Source organism: Paenibacillus massiliensis subsp. panacisoli DSM 21345 (genome assembly GCF_000426545.1).
Classification (GTDB): domain Bacteria; phylum Bacillota; class Bacilli; order Paenibacillales; family Paenibacillaceae; genus Paenibacillus; species Paenibacillus panacisoli.
The window spans coordinates 94320-119924 of the sequence record NZ_AUFO01000012.1 but is presented as its reverse complement, the minus strand read 5'-3'; the positions used below and the strand labels follow the sequence as shown (position 1 = coordinate 119924).

At 48.6% G+C, this 25605-nt stretch carries 21 protein-coding genes; 3 read left to right on the top strand and 18 right to left on the bottom strand.

What is annotated here, in order from left to right; genetic code table 11:
- Window positions 1-9 precede the first annotated feature (9 nt).
- The 4 genes from K331_RS0112060 to K331_RS0112045 all read right to left on the bottom strand — a co-directional run bounded on the left by K331_RS0112060 (window position 10) and on the right by K331_RS0112045 (window position 5012).
- Window positions 10-945, bottom strand: coding sequence for an ABC transporter permease (locus K331_RS0112060; RefSeq protein WP_028590485.1), 936 nt, complete (start codon window positions 943-945; stop codon window positions 10-12).
- On the bottom strand, window positions 938-1987 hold the full coding sequence (locus K331_RS0112055; RefSeq protein WP_028590484.1) for an ABC transporter permease: 1050 nt from the start codon (window positions 1985-1987) through the stop codon (window positions 938-940). Before K331_RS0112055 ends, K331_RS0112060 begins: the two co-directional genes overlap by 8 nt.
- A complete protein-coding gene (locus tag K331_RS0112050; protein WP_028590483.1) occupies window positions 1975-3540 on the bottom strand; it encodes an ABC transporter ATP-binding protein in 1566 nt (521 codons plus the stop codon). Before K331_RS0112050 ends, K331_RS0112055 begins: the two co-directional genes overlap by 13 nt.
- A 344-nt stretch (window positions 3541-3884) precedes the next feature.
- A complete protein-coding gene (locus K331_RS0112045) occupies window positions 3885-5012 on the bottom strand; it encodes a BMP family ABC transporter substrate-binding protein (protein WP_028590482.1) in 1128 nt (375 codons plus the stop codon).
- Window positions 5013-5283: 271 nt separating this feature from the next.
- On the opposite strand from K331_RS0112045, the gene K331_RS0112040 reads away from it, so the two are divergent.
- Entirely contained in the window at window positions 5284-6045 is a 762-nt protein-coding gene (locus K331_RS0112040; RefSeq protein ID WP_028590481.1) for an AraC family transcriptional regulator, read from the top strand.
- Window positions 6046-6131: 86 nt separating this feature from the next.
- On the opposite strand, the gene K331_RS0112035 is transcribed toward K331_RS0112040, so the two are convergent.
- The 9 genes from K331_RS0112035 to K331_RS0111985 all read right to left on the bottom strand — a co-directional run bounded on the left by K331_RS0112035 (window position 6132) and on the right by K331_RS0111985 (window position 14476).
- Complete coding sequence (locus tag K331_RS0112035) at window positions 6132-6923, bottom strand: HAD hydrolase-like protein (protein WP_028590480.1); 792 nt, start codon at window positions 6921-6923, stop codon at window positions 6132-6134.
- A 1459-nt stretch (window positions 6924-8382) separates the two neighbouring features.
- On the bottom strand, window positions 8383-8778 hold the full coding sequence (locus K331_RS31895) for a hypothetical protein (protein ID WP_156897652.1): 396 nt from the start codon (window positions 8776-8778) through the stop codon (window positions 8383-8385).
- A 107-nt stretch (window positions 8779-8885) separates the two neighbouring features.
- Entirely contained in the window at window positions 8886-9176 is a 291-nt protein-coding gene (locus tag K331_RS0112010; RefSeq protein WP_028590476.1) for a hypothetical protein, read from the bottom strand.
- 105 nt (window positions 9177-9281) lie between these two features.
- Window positions 9282-9464, bottom strand: coding sequence for an aspartyl-phosphate phosphatase Spo0E family protein (locus K331_RS0112005; RefSeq protein WP_028590475.1), 183 nt, complete (start codon window positions 9462-9464; stop codon window positions 9282-9284).
- A 362-nt stretch (window positions 9465-9826) separates the two neighbouring features.
- Window positions 9827-10279, bottom strand: coding sequence for a hypothetical protein (locus K331_RS30970; protein ID WP_051289808.1), 453 nt, complete (start codon window positions 10277-10279; stop codon window positions 9827-9829).
- Window positions 10276-11175: a helix-turn-helix domain-containing protein gene (locus K331_RS29425; protein WP_051289807.1), complete on the bottom strand. Its 900-nt coding sequence runs from the start codon at window positions 11173-11175 to the stop codon at window positions 10276-10278. Before K331_RS29425 ends, K331_RS30970 begins: the two co-directional genes overlap by 4 nt.
- A 215-nt stretch (window positions 11176-11390) precedes the next feature.
- Entirely contained in the window at window positions 11391-13181 is a 1791-nt protein-coding gene (locus K331_RS0111995; RefSeq protein WP_028590474.1) for a bifunctional ADP-dependent NAD(P)H-hydrate dehydratase/NAD(P)H-hydrate epimerase, read from the bottom strand.
- Between the two features lie 127 nt (window positions 13182-13308).
- Window positions 13309-13941, bottom strand: coding sequence for an NAD(P)-dependent oxidoreductase (locus K331_RS0111990; protein ID WP_028590473.1), 633 nt, complete (start codon window positions 13939-13941; stop codon window positions 13309-13311).
- 133 nt (window positions 13942-14074) lie between these two features.
- Entirely contained in the window at window positions 14075-14476 is a 402-nt protein-coding gene (locus K331_RS0111985; protein ID WP_133569734.1) for a GNAT family N-acetyltransferase, read from the bottom strand.
- Between the two features lie 258 nt (window positions 14477-14734).
- Between K331_RS0111985 and K331_RS0111980 the strand changes: the two genes are divergently transcribed.
- Together K331_RS0111980 and K331_RS0111975 are read left to right on the top strand one after the other, a co-directional pair.
- Entirely contained in the window at window positions 14735-15622 is an 888-nt protein-coding gene (locus tag K331_RS0111980) for a hypothetical protein (RefSeq protein WP_028590471.1), read from the top strand.
- A 198-nt stretch (window positions 15623-15820) separates the two neighbouring features.
- Window positions 15821-16753 (top strand): ArsR/SmtB family transcription factor, encoded by a 933-nt coding sequence (locus K331_RS0111975; RefSeq protein ID WP_025678231.1) that lies wholly within the window; start codon window positions 15821-15823, stop codon window positions 16751-16753.
- A gap of 133 nt (window positions 16754-16886) precedes the next feature.
- Here the strand turns inward: K331_RS0111975 and K331_RS0111970 are convergent, their stop codons facing one another.
- The 5 genes from K331_RS0111970 to K331_RS0111950 form a co-directional block, all read right to left on the bottom strand.
- Entirely contained in the window at window positions 16887-17705 is an 819-nt protein-coding gene (locus tag K331_RS0111970; RefSeq protein ID WP_028590470.1) for an alpha/beta fold hydrolase, read from the bottom strand.
- A 172-nt stretch (window positions 17706-17877) separates the two neighbouring features.
- On the bottom strand, window positions 17878-18330 hold the full coding sequence (locus tag K331_RS0111965; RefSeq protein WP_028590469.1) for a GNAT family N-acetyltransferase: 453 nt from the start codon (window positions 18328-18330) through the stop codon (window positions 17878-17880).
- A 118-nt stretch (window positions 18331-18448) separates the two neighbouring features.
- A complete protein-coding gene (locus K331_RS0111960; RefSeq protein ID WP_036634790.1) occupies window positions 18449-23590 on the bottom strand; it encodes a DUF4132 domain-containing protein in 5142 nt (1713 codons plus the stop codon).
- Window positions 23591-23627: 37 nt separating this feature from the next.
- Window positions 23628-24047: a hypothetical protein gene (locus K331_RS0111955; protein ID WP_028590467.1), complete on the bottom strand. Its 420-nt coding sequence runs from the start codon at window positions 24045-24047 to the stop codon at window positions 23628-23630.
- Between the two features lie 308 nt (window positions 24048-24355).
- Window positions 24356-25405 (bottom strand): lactonase family protein, encoded by a 1050-nt coding sequence (locus K331_RS0111950; RefSeq protein WP_028590466.1) that lies wholly within the window; start codon window positions 25403-25405, stop codon window positions 24356-24358.
- Window positions 25406-25605: the final 200 nt, after the last annotated feature.

Here is a 25605-nt window from a genome sequence, read left to right as displayed (position 1 = left end):
GTCCTCTCCTCAGTTCGTTTTTTGTGCCAGCTTCCGGCGCTTCTTGCGTGTCTCTGCAATCGCATAGACGATCAGACCGATGACGGTAGCCACATATGGCAACGTACCGATCAGCTCGGCTGGAATCTTGAGCACCTGCAGTGCATTTGCTAACGCTTCTGCTGCACCGAAGAGCAGCGAGGTCAGTGCTGTACCTACTGTCGTGCTCCGCCCCATGGACTCAGCTGCGATCGCAATCCAGCCCCGTCCGGCAATCATATCCCGAGTGAACAGGGACAGGTACCCCATCGACATGTAGGCTCCTCCCAGACTGGCGAAAAAACCACTCAGCAGTAAGGCCGCATATTGAATTTTCACCACGCTGACTCCGACGGATTGAGCTGCGTGTGGATTCTCGCCAACCGAGCGAATCTGCAGCCCCAGCGGCGTTCGCTTCAACAGATAATAGACGGCGATAACCGCCAGTATAGAGACATAAGTCAGAATATGATGACCGGACAGGATCGGACCGAGCACCGGCACCTGATCAAGCAGGGGAATATCCAGGCTAGGCAGCACCTTGCTGGGCAAGGAGGTGGACGAGCCTTTATCGCCGCTTAACAGGTACAGCAGGAATACAGTTCCCCCTGATGCGAACATATTGATAGCAACCCCGCCCAGAATAATATGCGTCTTGAACTTAAGGGTGAAGAAAGCTAGCAGCCCGGCAATCGCTGTACCAGAAAGGACAGCACCCAGCAAGCCTATCCAGGCACTGCTTGTATAAGAGCTAACAACAACCCCAGCCAGCGCTGATACCAGCATGATGCCTTCCATACCGATGTTGATGATGCCCGCACGATTGGAGATCAAGGCACCCAATGCAGCGAACAGGATCGGCGTCGTCACCCGCAGCACCGAAAATGCAAAATCCGTCGTAAGAATCACGTTCAACAGACTATTCATGAAGCTTGGCCTCCTTCAGCAGCATCCGATTCTTCCAGAATTTGAGGAACTGCTCTGCCGAGATCAGCAGGATAATGACAGCCTGAATAATCGAGATCATCTCGGAAGGCACGTCCGACAGGCGAGCCATCAGATCAGCACCAATGCGAATATAGGCCAGGAAGAGTGCCGCTCCGATAACGGACAGCGGGTTATTCTTCGCAAGCATGGCTACAAGTGCGCCATCAAGCCCGTATCCTGGCAGCGCAGTCCATTGGAAGCGATTATACATACCCAGCACCTCTACAGAACCGCCCATTCCAGCGATGAAGCCTGCAATCAAATGCACGACAATGATTACCTTGGCTGTCTTCATGCCAGAGTAGCCAGCGAACTCACGGTTAGCCCCCGTCATACGCAGCTCATACCCCCACCGGGTCCGGTACATGAAGAAGTGAGCAGCTACGATGAGTACCAACACAATAATCAGCCCGGTATGCAGGCGGGTGCCCGGTACAATTTTGTCTAGCTGGGCCGTCTGAGCAAATTTATAGGATACATTCGAGAAGGCCTTGGCATCCCGCAGATGATAATTCAGCAGGTACAAGCCAATCCCGAATAAAATACTATTGAACATCAGAGAGGTAACCAGCTCATTCGCGTTCCATTTGGCCTTCAGGTAGCCAGGTATGGCCGAGATGAGCGCTCCCGTAATAGAACCTGCAGTAATAGCTATAATCGGGTGCAGAATTCCGTTCATGCTCAGGTGAATAGCCAGAATCGCAGCGACTATGCCAGAGATGTAAAAGATACCCTCTGCTCCAAGGTTGAACATATTCGTCTTGAACAGGAGCGATACCGACAGCCCCGTGAACATGAGTGGAATGGCCATTTCGACTACATTTCCCATTCTGCTTACCGTTGATAGCGGCTCGAACAGAAAGATGCGAATCGTTTCTACAGGCTGGCTGCTTACCAAGGAAATAATAATGAATGCGATAGCAAGCGCAATCAGAATGACCGCTGAGGTCCGCAATACTTCAAAATACTTCAATCGGAACATGGGGAAGCCTCCTCACTCAATTGCTCCTGCTGACGTTGAATACCCAGCATGTAGAGGCCAAGCTCCTCTTCACTGACACTGGCTGGTGACTCTAGGCGGGCAACAATCTTCCCATCGTACAATACGAGCAGCGTATCACTCATTTCGAGGATCTCATTCAGATCCGCCGAGACGAGCACGACAGCACAGCCGGCATCCCGCAGCTCCAGGAGCTTCTGATGGATGAATTGGGCTGCACCGATATCCACGCCACGCGTGGGCTGCTCCGCAATCAGCAGGTCGGGTCCGGTCGAGCACTCCCGGGCAACGACTACCTTTTGCATATTACCACCAGACAGCATACCAATCTGCTGCGTGGGGCCAGAGCACCGCACCTTGAATTCCTCAATCAGTGAGCGTGCCAGCTTGTGAACAGATGACATGCTCAGGAACAAGCCTTTATTCAAATTCTTCGAACGATACTGGGTAGAGATCAGATTATCCGCAATGCTGGCTTCACTCGCGGCACCCTGCCGATTCCGATCCTCCGGGATGTAGGAGACACCCAGCTTACGAATATCATGAATGTCGAGAGTGTTGATGCTTCTACCTTTTACTGCAACCTCTCCTACGGCCTGACTGTTATGCAGTCTTCCGGTCAGAGCCTCGATCAATTGCGCTTGTCCGTTGCCTTCGACTCCGGCGATGCCCACAATCTCTCCGGCACGAACATGAAAGCTAATATCCGACAGCAGAGTCTTCCCTTCATGATCAACAGCTCCAAGTCCCTGTACCGATAGTACAGGGTCACCATAGCTCGGACGCGTCTTATCATACTTCAGCACGACATCCCGTCCGACCATCAGCCGTGAGATTTCCTGCTCACTGACATCCGCTATGTTGAATACACCCTCTGTACGTCCACCCCGTAGAATTGTGATCCGGTCACAGATCTCCTTCACTTCCTTCAGCTTGTGCGAGATGAACACGATCGTATGGCCCTTCTCCTTCAGCTGCTTGAGCTCCCGGAACAGCTCCTCCGTCTCTTGGGGCGTCAATACAGCCGTAGGCTCATCCAGAATGAGAATTTCTGCGCCACGAAGCAGCGCCTTGAGAATCTCCACCTTCTGCTTCATTCCCACACTCAGATCCTCGACCTTCGCTTCAGGATTCACCGTCAGGTTGTACTTCTGGGCCGTCTCCTTCGTCATCCGCACGGCCTCCGCATAGTGAATACCGACCCCTCGCCTTGGCTCCATACCAAGCACCATATTCTCTGCAACTGTAAAAGACGGTACCAGCATGAAATGCTGATGCACCATACCAATACCCAGCGCTATAGCATCCTGCGGATTGCCCAGCTTCACCTGCTGGCCTTTTAGCAGAATCTCGCCTTCACTCGGCTCCTCCATCCCGAACATCATCTTCATCAAGGTGGACTTGCCTGCACCGTTCTCGCCAGCAATGGCATGAATCTCGCCCTCCTGCAAAGAGAACTGTATGTTCTTGTTAGCCACGACCCCATTCGGGTATACCTTCGTAATGTTTCGCATTTCCAGCAGCGCGCCGGGCATGGTAGGCAACTCCTCTCTACAGCAAATATGCACAAAAAATATACAGCCGAAAAATGCATCAAATAGGATGACTACACTTTCCAGCTGTACAAGATCAATTCCCGTGTGTGAGTGTAGAGCCGCTGCAAGCGGGGAGCCCTGTCGACCACTGTTAAGCTTGCTGTTCTTTCCAATGAAACTGAAAAGCTGATGAACAGCCGGCTTAAAGGTGGACACTCCGTTTCTCTAGGGCTTCCCCGCTTTCCGCTAACTACGATCTCCGCAGATCATTAACACCAAAAATCGAATTGATTCAAAGGTAGTAGACTATGAAAAAACGACATAGCCTCTTTCAGTTAGTGGGCTTATGGCTTGACACTGTTGCGGATCTCTTCGATCTCGGAAGTCTCCATACCCATTGCATTCGCTACTGTGATCTCATTGTTCATCAGCCTCTTCTTAATGTCCTCTACTTGAGCCTGCAGCTCGGCTGGGAACACTTCCTTGTAAATATCATTTTCGGCAATTCCTACACCGTTCTCGACGAATCCTAATACTTCACGTTTGCCCGTCTCCAGTGTGCCTTCCTTGGCTTTGGTCACCGCTTCAAGGATGGCTGTGTCAATCTTCTTGATCGCAGAGGTAATAATGAGATTCGCTTTCTCACTGTCTGTATCTTTCAATAGTGCCGCCTGGTCGGAATCCACGCCAATGGCATATTTGGATTTCTCTTTTGCCGCATCAAAGATGCCAAGGCCAGTACCACCTGCTACATTGAAGATCACATCGACACCGGAATTATATTGAATGAGCGACAGCTCTTTTCCCTTGGCTGGATTTACAAAATCACCTGCATACGATACAGCGACCTTGATGTCAGGGTCCACATATTTGGCTCCCTGAATATAGCCTACGAGAAAGGCGTTGATGCCTGGAATATCCATACCACCCAGGAAACCGATTACGTTGTCTTCATTGGCCTGTGGCATGTCCGATTTCGTGGCCAACGCAGCAACGGCTCCCGCTAGGAAGGATACTTGATTCGTAGAATAAGACATGTTGTAGACATTGGCAGGTGCATCCTCGATGTCTGTGTCATAGTTAATAAAAGTCTTGTCAGGATACAGCTCGGCTGTCGCATTGAACATCTCTGTAATCTCGGAACCACCGGAAATGACGATATTCCAGTCCTCAGCTGCAATATCATTAAACGTAGGCTCCCACTTCGTCTTGTCCGTACCCATCTCAATCACCTTGGTCTCGGCGTCCAGCTCCGTTTTGACCATTTCCAGACCATGATTGGCTGCGTCGAAGAATGATTTGTCCCCCAGCGTGCCTGGAATCAGCAGCACAACCTTCAAGCGGTCACCCTGTTCACTACCACCGTCAGTACCATTTGTGCCCGTTCCTTCAGATGCGCCTTTCGTTCCTCCGCAAGCGGACAGCAGTAGCAGCACAGCCAACATACACATTACCAATGCATTCTTCTTCATTTTCTTTACTCACACCCCTGTTTGTTGTTAAAATCATTGATGATCTGTCATACTTGTACATCAGGTCTTTCTAACAAATTGTGTATCAGATGTGCCCACTTGAACCATATTGCAATGTTTCATTACCAAAAACCGAACGTAACAATGGGTAACAACAGTTAACTTTCGTTTGTGAGTATGATCATAACAAAATTCAGCCATGATATTTATATGATTTCGGCCATGTTTTTGTACGATTCGGCTAAATGTCGAAATTTCGGGGAGGGCGATTATGGATCAAGTTCTGTATGTTGTCAGGGCGGAGCATGCCAGATTCACACATATTATCCCTCATCATCATGAATGCTATGAGCTGATCTATTATCTCAAGGGCAAAGGGACCTCGACGATCGGGGAGCATAGCTACCATTTTCAAGCTGGCTCTTATGCCTTGATCCCTCCGTTACAGCAGCATGACGAAGACCACCGCGAGGATGCCGAGGTGCTGTTCATCGGGTTTCAGACAGCTAGGTCCAAGGCTACGGAGCTTCAGGGTATGCATCGGGATGACAAGGAGCACAGTATCCGCAGCTATATGCAGGAGCTGAGCACCGAATATACAAGACGTCGAGAGGGCTTTCAGAAGCATCTGAATGATCGTCTTCACCATATGCTGTTGCATCTGCTACAACGAGGGACAGGCAAGCGGCATCCCTTGTTCTCTGGAGATCGGCTACAGTATGTACTTGCTCATATTGATGAGCATTTCAAACAGCGTCTATCCGTCGATATGCTGGCTGATATGTCTGGCTACAGCTATGATCGATTTCGGCATTTGTTCAAAGAGCGCTATGGTACGGCCCCTTCCAGGTACTTGCTGATCAAGCGTCTGGATTACTCCAAGCACCTGCTGGCTAGCACGCAGATGTCCATCTCCGAGATCTCGGCCGAAGCTGGCTTCGTGAATGATGCTCAATTTTGTAACATGTTCAAGAGAGAGACGGGAACGACCCCACGCTCCTATCGCAAAAGCCTGCAAATCAAGAGTATGTGACCACGCAAAAGAACCTTCATAACCACTTGTGTGTGTGGAAATGAAGGCTCTTTTTTATTTTACGCTGGTATATGTTATTTTGTTGATTACGCCGGATATCCTCCGGTGTGTTGTAACAGCTCAATCTCGCGTAGCATGTAGGGCAGATCAGATAATGAATCAATGATTAGATGTGCACCAGCACGCTTCAGATTGTACGCTGCTTCACGACGTCGCTCTTCCTTGTCGAATGGGGTTGGGGCTGACGTTCCATCCGCTGCGGCAGGCTCCTCATTCCGATTCAGCACCCCAATTGTCCATACCCCGGCATTTCTACCCTCTTGCATGTCTATAACCGTATCTCCTACCTTCACTACATCGCTTAGCGGATATACCTGCATGCGTTGGGCCATCTCATACAGCATCCACGGATAAGGACGACCGTTGCTCACCTCACAAGGCGTCACCATGCAATCCAGTCCCAATGTATTAAATACATGACCTGGGACCGTACTCAGCATCTCAAGCGAAAGTGCAGATGTTGCACCACACTGGATACGCCGCTCTCGAATCTCCTGTAACGCCAGATTCAATCCCTTAGCCGGGGCTGTACCATGCAGCATGGATTGCAGCATCGGCAGCAGCTCGTTATAAATATGCTCTACATCCTTAAGCCCAGGCTCATGTCCATAATGATTCACCCAGTTCCTTCGCACTTCAGCAAGCTGCAAAATATGGGCGATATGCTCTCGTAGGGGCAACCCCCGTCCACGCCTGATATCCGTAAGACCGACCTGGACCCCCATCCAGCGAAAAATGTCGGCCATGCCTTGCGATAATCGAAGTCCTTCGGGGTCCAGCATTGTGCTTTCCAGATTGAACACCACCGCTTGTATCATGCCCTTCGCCTCTCTTCCACGCTGCCTTGTATTACTTCAAGAGCTGTTGCACTCCATCGTATACGATGAGTGTAAGAAGAGATGCTGTGAGAGGTTAACAATATGCAAAATTCAATTCGTCCTAAGCTCATGTCTAAAATGCTGCTTGTAGCTGTTTCTTAATCTCAATTATAATGATAGGGCGAGTGAACCCGGCCAAAGCGTTGCTCGCCCCAAGCCGATTGCCTATGTGATCGGCTTGGGCTATTTTGCATTTAAGTGAACCCATTGATTAGAATTTCGATCTGTGTATATATGTACGATGTCTGGATCAACAGCAAATTCGACATAGACAGGGTATTGTGGCATTTTGCTGAGCTTCGCCTCGATCCTGACAATCTCGGATGGAGTGTACCCCTCTACACGAATGAGATGATCTCTTAGGTTGTCTTCAAGTTGGGTATATTTCATTTGCAGTTGGATATACGTTCCAAAGGCAATCACAATAATGATAATCAGGGCAGTAAGCGACGGTGCTCGTAGTAGCAAGTTCCTTTTACGACTTGCCTTATCCTTATTCTGGGACTTCCAATGTTTTATGATAGCACTCAGGATTTTTAATATGATGTATGTCCCGCAGTATATAAGAAATAATAAAATGTATAATGAAAGCATATCATCACCTCTCAAACTAAAAAATTGAGCTCTACTTTTTTTCATCTAGTGTTTCCGCAATGTATACGAGAACTCCAATGATTATCACCAATAAAAGATAGATAGTTTCGTCTCCTACAATCACGTGCATATTAAAGAGTGAAAGTATGAACCCAACAACGTAGAAAATAACGATACTTAGAAACATATATAAATAGACCATTTTACCTCCCTTCTTTGTCAACAGTTCTTAGTCAACAAATAGGTATCGTCGCAGCTTTCCGAGAATGCTCGATTATACGTAGCTGCTACTATGGTTACACCACTTAATTTGAGCTGGTTAAACAATAAAGCATTTTGCACGTAGTTCCTCCGAGAATTCAGGATATTAACACTGATTCATATCTACACATTCCACTTTTGCATAAAGTCGCAAGCAATCGTATGGTACATATTGTGAATTGGATATCACTTGATGAATTTTATACAAACTGGTCAACTCAATCTCTTTTTGATGTTACACCACCAATAATAAACACGAGGAGAAAAACCACAAAAGTCCCTATGATCACACAATTCAGCACACTGTAATGTCTTAGATTTATCATATAGATTGTAATGATATAGATAATGCATATGAAGATACTCTGTAGGTTGAACTTTCGGAATCGGTGTATTGTAATTCTAAACGTAAGCAGGATCAGAACAAAAAATGATATGGCAAAACCCGCCAGCAACATAAATTCTCACCTCTCTATATAATTATTAACAACTATAACGTACAGGAATAGCCTACTAATTTAGCAGGCTATCCAAACAATTAGTATTACATTCTGCTCACATAATTGTAAGCTTTCTTTATGTTATCCTGAGCTGCGTTGTAATTTTCATATACTAAACCAGCTTGTAATGCAGTTGCCCCACCAGCACTTAGAGCAGCTATAACAGATGGAATGGATATTACAGTCGTACCTAACAGTGAAACTAAACCAAGAGCACCAAATCTCATGTTATTGTGGTTAGTTGCAAAAGCGTCTATATTAGCCATAGCTAGTGAGACATAGTTATTTGAAATTGAGACTCCATTTTTACTGACATGGCTCCCAGCAGGTCCCCAACTCGTCCAGAAAGCAAAATCATTATACACTCTAAAAGAATACGTTCTATAATCGCCATAATAGTGAGCAATTGCAGGCAACCCTCCGGTGTCTTGACCGGCCACTAAACTGAAATCATTGGGTTGAATGATTGATTGAGTATTATGTGTAGTATTTAATTTTTCTCCATCAATGTAGTATTCATTTTTTAATTTTTGGATTTGAGTCTTATTTATACTATCTGTAATACCTCCTTCTGTACTTCAGTAGCATTACTATTTAAATTATAGCGTGTTTCAGCAACCAAATTTACTGTAATGTCTTCCCCTTCTATTTCTCTTTCGATCTCCAAATGAATAGTTTTAGTACCAATTTTTTCTCCTTGAACAATAACATCATAGGTTTCCTTCGTATTTTGTTTTTCTAGATTTTGGCTAACTTCAGGTGATGCACTTACGGGAGTGAAGAATACAATATTTGAAATAACCAGTGAAACTGCTAGGATTAATTTCGCTACTCTCAAAAAATTACCTCCAATCGAAATACTCTTAATAGTAAAATGGTAAAAGTATTAACATGCGCAGAGCGAGCGAACCCGGCCAAAGTGTTACTCGCCCTCCCCGTCTACCTAAATAATTGACTTAAATCTTGTTCCGTTACCAAGCTGTTGGTAATAATTGATTAGTTCATCAAGCTTGATAGATTGTGCAATGACCTTGGGATGCTGCATGGGATACCTTGCAGTTACTTGGTGTAGTTTAATTCGCTCACGTTCAATGCGTACACGGACAAAAAGCTTTTTGCTTGGCATGATTAATTCACCTCCTTCTGTGTAATATCTTAACTATTTTTGTCAAATGTGATTATCTTAGTAAAATGACACAACTGCTACAAATCGTCTACAAATAATATGGCTATATTAAAGGGTAATCCCAGTGATAATCCTGATCAAAGAAAAAAGGAGTCTTCAGTTCTACTATTAACAGTAGAATTAAAGATTCCTTTGTTATCTGTATATCTCTCGCTAAAATAGAAAAAATTCAATCCAACACTCTGGATCTAGTTTACCGATAGGTAGCGAAAGTCGAGAAAGCAAATATCAACTAAGAACCGATACCATGTCCTAAAGTTGTAACAACGTTCCCTACAAAAATTATTAAACTCATAACACAACTACACATTACCCAATAGTATTGCCTCCGCATTGATACGCTGCACCTCCATGGAGAGATTCTTGAATTCCTTTAATTCCTCAGGTTCAGCCAAGTCCCGATATTGCTCAAAGAGAGTCATACAATTAAGCATATTCAGCACACTGTGAATTTTAACAGCTATTTTCAAACTTTCCAAAATTAATTTTATGGAAAGCTCTGGCCGATGGCTATATTGATACACAGCCATATCTGCTAAGAACCTTGCATATCTATCTGCCATAACTGCTTCATCGTATTGTTCAATTGAAGGAAACGGAATATAGTCGTGGAATCGCTCCAAGATATCTTCAATGATGTAATGATATTTATTAGCCGCTTGAACGATATGGTACAACGCATAAGGAATCTCATTTGGATAAGAAGCTATGTAATCAGCATATGCTTGAAGAGCCTCCGTTTCTCCAACCATCATACGGTATAGTAGTGCGTTTGCTTCCCCCCATTTCTTGAATTGTTGGATATGCCTGCGTGCCTGCTCATCGTCCTCCCTGATCCAACTTTCACCTGTGCTATAAAGAGCCACGAGCTCCAAAGCACCTTGGTAGTCTCGATTTCACACACATTTGAGCATACTAGCCACGCATATAAAACATAATAGTACATCGGCTGAGATGGCGTTTTTTCGCTATCGATGTTAGTTATCTGAGCATAGTACATTGTGGCTAGTCGAAGCATTTCTTGTGCCATCTTTTCAGCCCGCTTCCAATCATGTACGGGTACAAATACATTAATCAAATGCTTCAATGCATCCAATTGATCCATCTCATCCAACCGATCAACATAATCCTCAAATACCATAGCGGCTCGATAGTTGGCTTCCAGATCCGTACCCAGCGAAATGACAAAGAGACGATACCGGCACAGCGCCAGACGCTCAGAGTGCTGGTACTTCTCCGCCTCACTAACCCGCAGATAGATGAACTTAGCAGCTTGTAACAGGTTATCTGAATATAATTCCTCGGCTATTTCAAACATAGTAGATACATAAGAGTTGTCCTCAAGCAGTTCATAAACTAATCGCTCTATACAGTCAAGACGTTCAAGCTTGGCACATCGCAGTATGAATGGACGAATTCTACGTAATGAGGGGGTAGCGACACATTCATGGACATAGCGATCGAAGAAGTAATCCTCCGACAGCCCCATAGCCTGTGTAACCTGTACAAGCTGATTAAAGGCAATGGGCTTGCTCCCTTGGATTAGCCGACTGAGCGTACCAGGGTTCATGCCTGAATAGTCGGCGAATTGAGCAATCTTATAATCATGCTTCAGCATATAATCTGCCACAATATCACGAATCGGGGGCACCCAATCATACACCTCCTCTCATAAAATCCAGAAATAGGATGTAATTACATTACACAATAGAATTCAACAGTGGTCAATACGAATTTGTTTAAAATTTCCAACAAAAGAAAGAAGCCCTCTACAAATATGAGGACTCCAACAACTCCAGATTAACTTTCAATCATTAATATCCCGAATCAATGGAACCATACACCAACACTCATCCGAAGCTTCTACTAGAGTGCTTCAATAATATCACCAGCAATCAAAGAAGCTGCATTCACCCGATGCGCAGCTGCCTGTGAACCCGCCAGACCATGGAGTCTCACACCAAATGTAGCCGCCTGCGTAGGATTCAAGCCCTGCGCGAGCAGTCCCGCAATGATTCCGGTCAGGACGTCTCCAGCACCAGCTGTTGCCATACCTGCATGCCCTGTAGTATTGACGTAGACCTGCCCGTCAGGAGTAGCTACCACAGTGCGCGCTCCCTTCAAGACTAGCGTTACTCGCCTTGTACGAGCATTCTGCATAGCAGCACTGATTCGATCACGTTGAAGCTCCTTCGTAGGCACCCCGAGTAGCCTGGACATTTCACCGGGATGCGGGGTCAAGATTACAGGTGCTCCCTTCGGACGGGACCACAATAATGCTTCATCGCCTGCATCTGCCAGGATATTCAGGGCGTCAGCGTCCAAGACCAACGGAGCCTCTATCCCCTCCCACAATTGTCGCAGCCAGTCTGTGTCTCCACTGAACCTGCCAAGACCCGGACCGATAGCGACTACATCCCGCTGAGCTGCTAGTTCCAGTAAGGATTGTACGGTGTGCGTACTCCAGCCTTCCTCACGACCATCTTCACTGCTGGATAGCTGGTCACGATCCGTCTTGCCTGTGCCAGTAGCCTGATTACCAGACACGCCTCTCAGCATCAGCTCAGGTGCAGCACCAATCATGTGGGGAAGCAGCGCCGCAGGCAACGCCCAGGTCACCAGGCCACAACCGATTCGCAGCGCGGCTCTTGAGGCCATTAACCCTGCTCCACTCATCGCCAGAGTCCCACCAACAACCAGTACATGACCGTAGGTGCCCTTATGACCATCGGCCTGCCTGCTACGGCTAACATCTATCTCCAGCTGTTGCTCTAACAGGGCTTCGGTCAGGAGCTGAACCTGTACATCCTGCCTCCGTATGGCACTGGCGGGAATGCCAATATAGCGAACGACTGTCTTGCCCGCATATTCTGCACCGGGGTATTGCGTTAACCCACGCTTGAGACAAGCCAGAACCACGGTCAGACTGGCACGGATGCAAGGATCGTGTGTCTCACCAGTATCAGCATCCAGCCCACTCGGAATATCCACCGCCACAATGGGTAAGCCGCTATCGTTCGCAGCCTGAATCAAGGCGGCATAATGCGAGCGTGGTGCACCCGAGGTTCCCGTGCCAAGCAACGCATCGACGATTCCGGTGCCATGCTCCCATTCCACTCGATCCTCTCCCCACACCAGTGCAGGAATACCCAATGCCTCTACAATATTGCGCTGCTCTGCGGCCTCGGCCCGTAGCTGTGAGGGGGCGTCGGCATATACGATCGTAACGCGAATACCAGCGTCCTGCAGATGACGAGCTGCCACCAGACCATCGCCACCGTTATTGCCTTTACCCGTGAGAATGAACCAATGCTCGGTCGGGAGAAGAGTAGCATCCCCAGTAAAATCCACCTTGATAGCACTACCCTGCGCATCGTCCTTTGCATAGCCATGCATAGTGTCTCGGGCGTTGCTATACATACTACTGAGCTTAATACCTTGTGCAGTATGCCCATGCAACGCCATTCTGTACTCACTCTCCGAGTTGCTGCCTCTCGTACTGGATGGCCTTTTTCCCGTTCGGTTCCAGCAGTATCGCAGCACCTCTTCCGCTACCACCCGTCCAGCGTTCTCCATCAGGCTTGCTACGGGAATCCCTAGTATATCAATTGCATAGCGATCGATCTTTCGCATTTCTTCAGTAGTTACAATCTGCACTATTACTCCCCTCCCTTCATTAGCTAATCCATTTCCTACGAAAGAGCATCAGCCTTGACCTTGGGCGACAGGGCTCCCCGCTTGCAGCCTCCTTACATCTACACTCCTATTTGATCTGATCAAGCTTCTAGTACCCAACCGTGAATCTGGCATTGACGAATTCTGCTTCCTCCGCCTCATCTACGAGAGCAACCGCGTAATCCTCAATGGAAATCCGACTGTAACCAAGCTCATCGGTGACGAGCCAGTCTGTGCCTATACGGAAATTCCCGGTGCGCAGTCCCGGCTTAATAACAGCAGCAGGGCTAAAATACGTCCAAATCACCTCAGCTTGGGATATTACCGCGAACGCCTCGGCATGGGCCAAAGCCAGCGGACGTGCCTCCTCTGGGAACTCCAGCGTATCCATCAGCAGCTCCCCGCTGCCCGTCTTCAGGCTACCTGCTCCACCTACGACCAGTATCCGTGGTACCTGAGCCTTCTTGGCTGCCTCAATCAGGATGCGGGCCACCTCGACCAGCTCATCCTCGGCCCCGAAGCGTGGCCCGTATGCACTAATGATCAACTCATGACCTCGTGCCGCTTCAGTCACGTCAGCCAGGGACAACAGATCGACCTCCACGACCTTCACATCTCCAGTCAGCCCGCCCAAACGCTGCACATCCCGCACGGCCGCAGTAACCTGATGCTTCCGCTTCAGCAGCTCCTTCACGATGGCTTGTCCAACTCTTCCTGTAGCTCCAAATACGATAATGTTCATTTGCACATGTATTTCCCCTTTTCTAATGAAGTTCTTGTCTCATACAGCTGATCGTTGTGGTGAATACACATCTTATGTTATTACTTATCCTTACTCTGCTCTGGCTAAACGTATTTCTCGCCATCTTACTCCTTCAAGGCTTCCTCCAGTACATTCCCTCCGAGACGGGACTCGTTAACCGAAAGCCGAATTGCTCATACAGTCGGTTAGCAGGGACATCTGCAAAGAGATTGGCGAAGCTTCCTGAGGGGACTTCACGCTCCAGGAATTTCATAATCTCACCCATTATAAGCTTGCCGTAGCCCTTGCCCTGCTCTGACGGCTTAACAGCAATATCGGTGACCAGGAAGAAGCATCCTCCATCCCCGCTTACTCGCCCCATTCCGATCAATTGTTCCGCCTCACGGAGCGTTACCGCGAACAGACTATTGGCAAGCCCCTTCTTCGCTGCTTCCAGGCTGAACACGGATAGTCCAGCTTCTCCGCGCAGTGATAGGTACTCTTCAGCAGCAGGTATCTCATATCTAATCTCCATCTGAACCATTCTCCTTCCGCGCTCGCTTATCTTACTCATTGTAACAGTATTATGCAAAATTAAATCACAAACACGACCCCATACAGCGTTTGCCTCCAGATCTTGCGCGTTTATATGAATAAAGAACTGTATTTAACACCTTACTAATGATCCTCGAAGCTTAGCCTTCCGTTTCGAGCTAAGGATTTTTGGCATCTTTCTTGAAATGTATATCGGGGTTATGCAATAGTGTAATTATTAAGGAAAGGAGGGACCGCGTTGTCCCCAGCGGAGCCTATGAACTGGAATTGGATTGAACTCTTCGTCATGCTGGCGTTCACCTGGACCGGCGTCCTCGTGGTGTGGCTGTATGTGCACAGCACTGCGCAATTGCGACTATCTCGTCGTAGCAGGCTGGACGAGCTTCAGGAATCATTATACATATACGGCGAGCTTGCTGGAGCCCTGGCATGCGTAAGGGAAGGCTCAAGACGAGGTGAGCCGGATAGCAGTCTTGTCCGGGCTTTGGAGAAAGCCAAAGCAGCTCCTTATCTAACACCCTATCTGCAGGAGGAGATTCAGGATTGTCTAGAGCAGGCGGACAGCTCACATATCTCGCTACTGCATAAATCAATAGAACGAGAAATGAACAAGCTAATCGACGAACGGCGAATGCTGCTGCAAGAGACGCACGCCCCCGGATGGGGAACGGCCTGGTGGAGTATGCTGCGCCCAGCTCTCGGTCCAGCGGCACTCATCGGCATTCTTTGGCTGATCTGGCGGATGCTGCGTCAATGGTTAGCACTCGAAGATACGGCTACCCCGTGGGAGCATAGCTTGCTCTGGATGCAGCTCCTGTCTGGCCTGCTAGCCATCCTGTGTGTTTACCGCCTGCTCAGCCTTCGGCGCCAGAATGGCCTGGATGTGACAGCGTCTCATATCCCAGCCAGCATTGTATCGTTTCTTATCGCTGGCATGGCTTTGCTACAGTGGCTGGGGCTGGGAGCCTCCCCTTATATTCTGGCCGCACAGCTCCTGATGTTCGTCCTCGGCTTCCGCTTCACTCGTGGGCGATCCCGGAGTAACCGCCCTTATGCAGGTCAGCCGGATGAAGACCCCGAGCCCCCTAAGGGTACATTCCCTGATGCCGGTAACACGAGCCAATAGCCTCGCTCATTGCCCGACTACAAGGTAGTGTTAATGATGATCCAGCAAATTCATCTTATGTTGTCATCCGGTCTGTCCCCGGAGACAGGCCGAGGATTGGGCTTGTAACCGGGGACAAATCATCGTATTATAGTTAGTAAAAATATAAATAATATACACTTATGTAAACGATATAGAATTTACAAGTGAGGAGCGCCCATGGAACTCGATATCTCAGAAAAATCTCTTCCGGTGTACGAAGCATTAGCCAGTGAAGTCCGATTGAAGATTATACAACTGTTGGCGAACAAGCCGATGAATATCCGTGAACTGGCAGATGCACTGACACTGAGCAGCGCCATTATGACCATGCATGTCAAGAAGCTGGAGAAGGCTGGCCTGATCTCCACTCGTATGCAGCCAGGTCGTGGCGGTGTGCAGAAGGTATGCAGCCTCGCCGCAGACAAGATTGAGATTACGCTCCCTGGACAGCAGCAAGAGGTGCGTCAATATCATCATACCGAGATTTCCGTTGGTCATTATGCCGATTTCAAGATTGAGCCCACCTGCGGGCTGGCTACTGTCGACAGTGTTATTGGTGAATATGACGAGCCTCGTTACTTTCTGGATGCAGAGCGGGTCAATGCTAAAATTCTCTGGTTCGGTAAAGGCTATATCGACTACAAGATCCCAAATTTCCTCCTCTCCAGCGAGCAGCCTGAGGAACTGGAGATTTCCCTGGAGCTCTCCTCCGAAGCCCCCTCTACGAACAACAACTGGCCTTCGGACATTACCTTCTTCCTGAATGATGTTCAGTTGGGGACATGGACCAGCCCGGGGGATTTCGGAGACAGTCGCGGCAAGTATACACCAGGCTGGTGGCCCGATACTGTCAACCAATATGGTCTGCTCAAGCGGCTTCGAATTACTGCCGAAGGCACCTTCATTGATGGCAAACAAATCTCTGACGTAGGCATACAGCAGGTAGGCATCGAGAACAAGCAGTGGACCTTCCGCATCGCCGTGCTGGAGGAATCAAGACATGTTGGCGGTGTGACCTTATTCGGCTCGGGCTTCGGGAACTACAATCAGGATATCATTTTCCGACTGTACTACAAGCTACTGGACTCGGCAGCAAGAGAAGGTCTTTAAGTACTAGAGAATCAACCTATACCCCGAATAATCGCAACAGCGACAGTAAAGGACGAGAGAATAATCTCCTAGACTGTCGCTGTTGCGTTGAATTAAACGTCTCGTGTTCATATCCATCTAGATTCATATAAAGCTAGCATCCACACTCTTTTACTCTTTCAAGCCACTCACTGATAAGTGACTCAAACAAGATAGCCTGTTCAATCTGAAGATTATGGCCTGCCCGGTCCAGAACGGCGAAGGTTGCTCTAGGATACTTGTCTAAAATGCCAAAAGCATCGATGTAACCAACGACCGCATCTTGTCGACCGAGAGTAAATACGGTTGGTTTATCGAAAATGACTTCATCTATATTGGTGGAGAATCCATAGTTTCTCTGGATTTTGCTAAGAAAATCATAATCAGCAATTCTACAGCCTGCCACGATCTCATTAGAATACCTTTTCCAATTATATTCATTGAGAACAACTTGATTTGCGCTAAAATCACTTCTTTGCTCTTCGCTTAAAGTATCCATGAACTCACGATCATAATGAACAACAATATGTTCGGGAACGATTCTTCTCTTATGCTCAGGAATCATTAATGGACAAATCAGCGCAGCACCACCAATACGATCTCTATGTCTATTAATTACCCCTCTTGTGATATATCCACCGTATGATTCACCTGCGATAAGATAATCTTGGTTCGGAATAAGTGTTTCGATAAAATCGACTACTGCTTCCAGCATATCATCTGAATTATTGATTTGATCGTAATCCTGTGTCAGTCCCATTCCAGGCAGGTCAAGATAGATACGACGCCAACCGGAGTTTTTTTCAAATATGGGCTCCATGCACCCACTCATTAACCGATGGTCCGGTGTAAAGCCGTGGATCATTATAATCGGTCTGCCTTCACCCATTTCCTCGTAATATATATTGGCATTCTTGACTTTGCAATACGGCATTCAGACTCCTCCAAATTGAGCTATTTATACTAAGCTTACACTGCTTACTCTACAGAAAAATCTACTACGCACCCGTAACGATGACAAAGGCTCTTCCCAGCGGAAGAGCCTCTTTGTCTAATGCATAGCTTCTACACTTTTATCCCATCATTCGTTTAATATGAGACGCTCATTACAGCTTCATTTTCAGCCCTTCATGTGTCGCCGTAAAGCCTAAACGCTCATAAAAACGCAACGCATCAGCTCGTTTTTTATCTGTCGTTAGCTGGACCATATGACAGCCTCGCTCTTTGGCGCGCTCTATCGCCCATTGAATCAATTGGCTCCCCATGCCTTCTCCTCTTACTGAAGAAGCCGTCCGCACCCCTTCAATCGTAGCTCTCCAGCTACCTTGATGAGTAAGATAAGGAGTAAACGTAAGCTGTAGTACGCCAACAATCTCTTCATTCAGGCAGGACACAATCAGTTCATTATTTGGATCTGAATCAATGGCCTCAAACGCTCTTACATAGCTGTCCGGAAGGGGAGTCTCGAAGCGTTCTCTCACTCTGCCCAGTTCGTCGTCCGCAAGCATTTCAACAATTTTATACAGATCATCTACTGTAGCTATTCTAAAATGAATCATGTTACCTCCTCTTAAGAGAGCAAAGTTAACATGCATTCTATCATATGTGCGTTTTGCCGCCAACCTGACTATTAGAGCATGAGGCTCCAGCTAGCCCTTATGAGACTCACACCTTCACTCAGGAACGCAGCTGCTCCAGAATCTGCGGGTCCTTGATCTTGCGATCCTCGGCCAGCAGCACAATCTTGGACAAGATCTCTGCCGTCTTGGGGTCCTCATCCAGGAAAGGAAGGAAGATTCGCCCCCGATGCTGGCTATGCACAGGTACAATATACAAGTCACCTGCTGCCTGCTTGAATGTGCTCCCACTGCCAAGATGAACGGCATATTCGCCTAATTCGCCTGCAATACGAGCATAGTTGCCTTCCAGCCTTACATTCTCCAGCTTCAACAGGCGAAGGGATTCCTTCACGATGACACGCCGCATCTCAATCGTCGTCAGACTGGCCTCTGGATCAACTCCACCAACATAAGCAACGCTAACGACCAGATCGAGATCACGCATCACCTCGGAAAATAATACTCCAGGTACATCCTTTAGAGCCACAGGCTCATTGGTCTTTCGGTCAAAGAACTGCACCGTCTCTAGTGTAGGTGACTCGGTATCCGCCGGGGAGAACCAATCGGCCATCGCGTACAGCCGCGCAATCAGATTATGGTGGTAATCCACGCGCTGCAGCCCCTCTTCGTAGCTAACCGTCCACTGACGCTGCTTGAGCAACGAGACCGTCTTATTCGGCTGCACCTGATACCCTGCATAGCGATTCGAGACCAGCCCGTTAGCCAGCTCATCCTCGTTAGGCAAATAGAGCTCGCGGAACACCTGCTTGAAGGGCTCGCGCTGCTTGAGATCCTCTCGTTCACGCTGTCCAATGTAGAATAGCTTCTCCATACTGTTACGCTGGTACAGGTGCCACAGGCCACTCTTGTACAGATGCAGCGGATGAGCAATGACCAGTTGATCTTCGGAATCCAGCGGATGACTCACATAACCCCGTTCTCCATTATCCGTGCCCCCTTGCTCTGAATCAGACTGTACCTGTGGACCAAGCAGACAGCGCAGTCCCTCATCCAAGTACCCGAAGGCGTCTCCACTACGGAACACAAGCGCCTGCAGGAGCGGAGCAAGTACAGGATTACCGATGAGACGGAACAATTCCTGAGCGGTGAACACGGTCTCTTGCACCATGGATCGCTCCAGCTCCTGCCGAGCACGACGGTATTGATCCGTCAGCTCGCCCTTCAGCTCCTTCAGGCGTACAACATGCTCATGCTTGTTCACACGGGACGGCAAGGATTTTAGCTCCTTACCCTGCTTCACCGCCACAATGCTCGTCTGTCCTTCCCTGCTAATCTCCAGCTTCACATGCAGACCTGGCTCTACCTCATACGGTTCGAGGAACGGCTCCAGGCCATCCAGCCTGCTCGCCTCCATATCCCATGTCAAACGCGTCACATCGGCATATCCGGCATTACGTGCCAGATTATCGAGAGCGATCTGAGCAGCCGTACCTTCACTGGCTTTACGCTGAGCCCCGAATTTCTTACTTTCCTTAAGAAACTGCTGAACAAAATCATACCGTCCACGTACATCCTGCTCGCGCTCAGAGCCAAGTGCTAACGGAATCAGACTATACGCCAGCAGATGATCCTTGTTGCGCTTCACCACTACAGAGCCGTGCATCTCCTCAAGTGACAGCTCCCCTAGCACGGCATCCGCGAACAGCTGGGAGCGGCGGTGGTTAGCCCCACCTGAGATATACTTCGCACAGTCATATAGCAGCTTGAAGCGCTTCGCACCAAGGGTGGCATAGGCATCATTGAACCAGCGAATGTCGAAGGCACCGTCATTGAAATCTTGAGCAGTTATCGGTGAATAACAAGCGACCACCGTCTCCTTCTCCGCAGAGAAATGCTCATTAATGTGGGCATGGAAGTACCAAGCTGCACTATGCAGTCCCTCCCACCCAAGGTGTCCGGATACGATGTCCAGCCATTGCGGAGCATACATGGCGGCCTCCAACAGCCTTTTCTCCGTCAGGGGGTATTGCTGTAGCAGCTCGGCAAGCTCCTTCTTCCCCTCTCCTGGGCGTGGATGGCAGTTGCGTATGAGATAGCTGAATGTCTCCTTGCGTGTAGTGCTGTTCCCATAGGAATATATATATCCGCGCACAAAGGAATCCTGGTCAAGAGCTGCAACCAATCGGACCCAATATTCGATGCCAGTTAGTCGGCCCAGCTTCATCGCCTGCTCCGTTAATTCAGTCGGTAGCTCCCCACGTAATAGCTCCAGCTCCACAATCCGGCTTATGGCCGTGTCACGCAGAGCCTCTATACGAGGATGTCCATCTGTTGTCTCTGTTCGCGGAGAAGTCAGGTCCATGAGGAAATGCGGTGAGCTAGGGCCTGCGAGTAGCTGGTAGTAGATCTCCTGTTCATCGATCAGGCTCAGCTCATAGGCTCGGATGAAATCTGACAAGGACAGTAGCATTTTCGGATATACCTTCTCCACCTTAACCATAGCTTGATAGGCTGTCTGGAAATATCGCTGGAAGCTTGCGTCATCATAGCTACGATCTCGCACGAGATAGGCCCACGTGTCCGTCAACATGCTCAGCAGTCCCGCCTCTTGCTGCACTTGATCTGCGGGCATAAGATGCAGGATTGCCGACCAGTATCGCTCTGCCATGCTGAAGGTATCTTCTCGGTTGCTATCTGTAAAGGCTGCCTCAATCAGCGTCTTCACCTGGTCTTTATACTGCAGATTAAGAAGCAAACCTTGGATGTCCTCAATCAAGGATAGGGGGTACACCTGCTCTATATAGGATTTGCGCCAGCCCTCCAGCAGCCAGATCTCCTTCATGTCATCATAGGAATCCATCGTGTAATGATAATATTGGTAATACTCATTCAAGGTGCCTCGCAGGCTGGGAAAGCGCGCAATGATAAACAGCTGTAACAGTTCCTGACTGGTTAGCTGATGATCACGGAAGTAGGCGTGCCATACCTCCGACAGCGGCAGTTGATCCAGCTCTGGGATATGCTTGCGCTCGTTATACCGTACCTTGGATTGCAGACGAGTACCAAGCAGATAGCTATGACGATATCCCGCATAATACTCGATCTCATATTCATAATCTCTGTGCTCATGCACTAGCTGATCCAAGCCCTCTAGCCATGTGCTTATCCGCTCGGGAGTCAGGGTGAACAGCTCCTCTGGACGGAAATCGCTAACATCCCGAACCTCTTCCAGCAGTGCTCTGCGGCGAGAAGGATCAAATAGCCCGAAGCCATTCTCCAGTGTGTATCTGGCATGAGATGGACGTAGCTTGTCGAGTAGCGGCTTCTCCTTCGGTGTGGGCTCAGTCACCAGCTCCAGCAGAGATTGTACACGTTCCTCCTGCTTCAGCTCTGGTCGTACCGCCGCCTGCTCCGTCAGGATCTCAAGCGCACCCAGACGCTGAAGCTCAGACTTGGACTGTAGCAATCGTGCCAGTGATGTATCCAGCTGGGCCTCGTCCTGGAGCAACAGCACCTGAATGACAAGCTGTCGTAACGAGCCTGTCTTCAGCTTAAGCAGCTCCTCCAATCGCTTCATCTCATCAGGTCCAAGAAGCATCTGCTTGGCATGGGCGAGTGCATGCTCACGATTGGACATACTTTTGTCGGATAGACTTTCAAATATAAAATTACGCTGCGTTGTATGCTCTGATCCGCGCACGAATAAAGATAGTAGCTCTCCACGGAGATCGGGTCCCAGCTGATCCTTCAGCAGGATGACCTCTGCGATCCAATCCGGGTCCATGTCATAGGCTGCCAAATACAGCATCTTACGAACCACATCATCCCGATGAATATGATAATGGACGTAATCCAGCACACGGGATGCCCTTTCCTCCCCACTTGGTGGAATCTGTTCAAGCATTTGCCTGAACAGTTCGAAGTCACGGCGACGTTCCACCTTACTCGCCAGCTCAGGTACAGGAGTCAGAAGGACACTTGATCCTTTCTCTTCACTTGCAACATTCCATTCGATCTTAAAGCCCCAGTTCCTCGTATACGCTGCATCGTAGTTCATGATAACCCAGTAGATTAACTCAGGGTCCTGCACTTGCAGATGCTGACGTGCGATGCTCAGTCTCAATTGTCGGTTCTGGCTATTCGCCAGCACATACTGAGAGACTACCTGCTGGTAGAGCTGCCCCTGCTTCATGAGCTCTGGGACCAGCTGTGCTAGATCCTGTTCCTCAAGTACTGCTGTTGCCCACAGACTCATCAACAGACGATGAGCATTCTCTTCCCTTAACCACTCCTCGCGAAGCTGCGCACTCACCAACGCCTGCAAGGCTTGCTCCAGCAGCTGCCCAGCTACACGCTGGTTAGCTGACTCCAGAGCCATACCTGTCCATACTGACATCGCCCGCACTACGGAGCTGAAGCGGATCAGCTCATGGTCGATCAGGATACGCAGCATATAGATGAAGGCCTCTACAGTCCCCTCATCCATGCGCTCTACTATACTTTGACGGAGACCCTCCTGCAGTCGGGCAGCCACCAGCAATTCACCAATCTGACGGTAGCCGTCCTCCCAGCTACTCATCAGCATTCCCTTGATCATCTCTCCACTAAGAAGAGCATGCTGCTGCTCTCCATAAATAATATCCGTTAGTACCTGCTGTACATGTGCATCTCCGGTATCCAGCGCGTAAGCAATACGATCCGGCAGAACCGTTCTGACTTCATGATGAGGGTAAGGCTCATTTGCAGGCAAAGATAAGTAAGCCTTCAGGTCAAAGCCAAGCATCTCCATTCTCAGCAAGGAAGCCAGCTTGCGCACGATCTGCGGCAAATGGGCACGGTAATCACGGGTTCGGAAGGGTCTACGATTATATCCGTTACTGTGTGGATATAGCAGTGCACGTTCCACCACATATACAAAAAAATCAGCTGTTGGCTGCTTCGTCAGACTTCTTACTGCCTGAACCAACGGCTGGAGAAATGTCGGGCCCTGTTGTGTGGAGTCTTGTTGTGTGGAGTCTTGCTGTACGGAGTCTTGCTGTACGGAGTTCGCGATATTCTGTCCCAACAAACGAACAATTTCCCCATAAGTCTGCTCACTCTCATTCACATATGGAGAATGGGCCAGCTGTGCAATGCATTGTGCGAGCTCACCCTCCTGGCCCTTCAGCCGCTCTGCCGACTGCTGCAAGTGCTTCAAATATTCCTTCTCTTCCGCGGAGTTCCTGCTGTTCAAAATCATTCTCCTCCTTCGTCTTCTTGACTCTAGTTGTGAAAGGCTACCACAATCGCCCTGCCAGCATGGTTAACCTGATAAAGACCAGTTCGTCACCCTCCTCTAAGGGTAGTAGCTCATCCAACTGCTCGAGCTCTTGTTCATTCAGGAATACACGGTACAAGCCATCCTTATAGGCAGTAAGAGCAACCGCAGACGCCTCTGTCACGTCAGGCATCCCATCACGATTGATGGTTCCGAAGCTAACCTTCCCGGTGTATGCCTGATCATCGATACTCTCCGGAAGCAAATAAGCAAGTCCGTTATTCTCCTCCTGACGATCCTGATATTTCTGAATTTGCCAAGCAACTGTATGCTCAATTAGCTGTCTCAATGTATTCGTTGTTTCAGGAAGCTCAATAGTTTGCTTAGCCAATACAGGCTTGCGCTTGGCTATGCTCTTGACCGTCACGGCAATCTTCATGATGCGCCTCCTTTATTGCATATATAAATATTCCACAATGGGTACATACATTCCCCTTTTTATTATGATAAACAAATTGATCCCATGATTTCATGAGTCATATCTCATTGTTGTCTAGTTACTAAGGACCAGTTCTGATGCGGTGCAAATACGAAGCTAGCTCATACAAAAAAGAGGCGTCCCACACACGCCCCTTCAATCGTTCGTTATATTTGACTATACTTATGTCGCCTTAACTTGCCTTAAGCTCGCTTCACCTTACCCTAAGCTCATTTTATCTTGCTACTACACTCGCTCTACCCTAACCACTATCGCACCACAGGCTCCACGCATACAGGCGATTTCAGCTCTAATTGATGTCCTGACGCTGTCAATCGACCAGTCTCCCCGTCGATAGAGTAGGAGACGAGATTGTCACTCTCCTGGTTAGCCACGATCAGATAACCGCCCACCAGGTTAAAATTGCGCGGTGTCTTCCCCAGCGTATCCACCCATTCTATCCGTTCAAGCTTCCCGCTCTCCTCGTCGATCCGATACAACACAATGCTGTTATGCCCGCGATTCGATACATACAGGAAGCGACCACATGGCGTAACCCGAATATCAGCGGCCGTATTTTCCTCCCTATAATCCTCAGGCAGCGTAGATAGATGCTGGAGGGGCTGCAGCTCTCCAAAGTGCACATCGTACAAGAAGGCCGAGACCGTGTTGTCCAGTTCATTGGCTACATAGGCGAATTGGCCGTTCGGATGGAAGACCAGATGACGCGGCCCGGCCCCCTTCGGCTGCTCAGCTTCCTTATGCGTCACCAGCTTGCCTTCCTCGATCCGGTAGATAACGATCTGGTCCATGCCCAGATCACAGACCATCACATAATCGCCAGAAGGATCAGGCACAATCGAGTGGGGATGTGGTCCCTCTTGGCGCTCTGCATGGACACTAGACCCGACATGCTTGACCTGGGAGGCCATCTCTTCAAGACCTGCACCACTCACGATAGGGAACATCCCGGCATTGCCTCCTGAGTAATTCGAGACCAGAGCGAAAGCACCATCCTTCGTCACCGAGACGTAGCAGGGATGAGCCCCCTGTGTTAATTGATGGTTCAATAGCCGGAGCTCGTGAGTCTGCTCATCGACTTCGTAAGCATATACCTTCCCCTCGCCGTCCTCACTGACAGCATACAGACAATGCTCCTCCGGATGTAGAGCCAGAAAGGACGGGCGCTCAATGCCATCGGTGCCGTTCACAATGCTCATCTCTCCATTGTCGCCATCCAGCTTGCACAGGTATAGGGCCTTCTCCTCCTGTGATGCATATGTTCCTGTATAAAAGTAGTACATCTGCTCTTGTGCCATGGTCACATTCCTCCCTGGTTCATGAGATAGATATTTCGTCTATCATTATTACCCAATTATCAGCGTTACTCATGGCAGGATCATAAATTAGGTAATAGCTATATATACAAAAAAGATCGAGGACAAAGCTTTATCCAGCCTGCCCTCGATCTTAGATGTATTACCTACCTATCATTACCGCACAAATACCGTGATACCCC

Bases quoted from the DNA above. Each gene is read 5' to 3' on its own strand.
- K331_RS30970 (WP_051289808.1), bottom strand. From the start codon at position 10,279: ATGATGGTTGGAGAAACGGAGGCTCTTCAAGCATATGCTGATTACATA.
- K331_RS0111985 (WP_133569734.1), bottom strand. From the start codon at position 14,476: ATGGAGATTAGATATGAGATACCTGCTGCTGAAGAGTACCTATCACTG.
- K331_RS0111975 (WP_025678231.1), top strand. From the start codon at position 15,821: ATGGAACTCGATATCTCAGAAAAATCTCTTCCGGTGTACGAAGCATTA.
- K331_RS0112045 (WP_028590482.1), bottom strand. From the start codon at position 5,012: ATGAAGAAGAATGCATTGGTAATGTGTATGTTGGCTGTGCTGCTACTG.
- K331_RS0111955 (WP_028590467.1), bottom strand. From the start codon at position 24,047: ATGAAGATTGCCGTGACGGTCAAGAGCATAGCCAAGCGCAAGCCTGTA.
- K331_RS0111950 (WP_028590466.1), bottom strand. From the start codon at position 25,405: ATGGCACAAGAGCAGATGTACTACTTTTATACAGGAACATATGCATCA.
- K331_RS0112005 (WP_028590475.1), bottom strand. From the start codon at position 9,464: ATGCCAAGCAAAAAGCTTTTTGTCCGTGTACGCATTGAACGTGAGCGA.
- K331_RS0112060 (WP_028590485.1), bottom strand. From the start codon at position 945: ATGAATAGTCTGTTGAACGTGATTCTTACGACGGATTTTGCATTTTCG.
- K331_RS0111970 (WP_028590470.1), bottom strand. From the start codon at position 17,705: ATGCCGTATTGCAAAGTCAAGAATGCCAATATATATTACGAGGAAATG.
- K331_RS0112035 (WP_028590480.1), bottom strand. From the start codon at position 6,923: ATGATACAAGCGGTGGTGTTCAATCTGGAAAGCACAATGCTGGACCCC.
- K331_RS0112040 (WP_028590481.1), top strand. From the start codon at position 5,284: ATGGATCAAGTTCTGTATGTTGTCAGGGCGGAGCATGCCAGATTCACA.
- K331_RS0111965 (WP_028590469.1), bottom strand. From the start codon at position 18,330: ATGATTCATTTTAGAATAGCTACAGTAGATGATCTGTATAAAATTGTT.
- K331_RS0111960 (WP_036634790.1), bottom strand. From the start codon at position 23,590: ATGATTTTGAACAGCAGGAACTCCGCGGAAGAGAAGGAATATTTGAAG.
- K331_RS0111990 (WP_028590473.1), bottom strand. From the start codon at position 13,941: ATGAACATTATCGTATTTGGAGCTACAGGAAGAGTTGGACAAGCCATC.
- K331_RS0112050 (WP_028590483.1), bottom strand. From the start codon at position 3,540: ATGCCCGGCGCGCTGCTGGAAATGCGAAACATTACGAAGGTATACCCG.
- K331_RS0112055 (WP_028590484.1), bottom strand. From the start codon at position 1,987: ATGTTCCGATTGAAGTATTTTGAAGTATTGCGGACCTCAGCGGTCATT.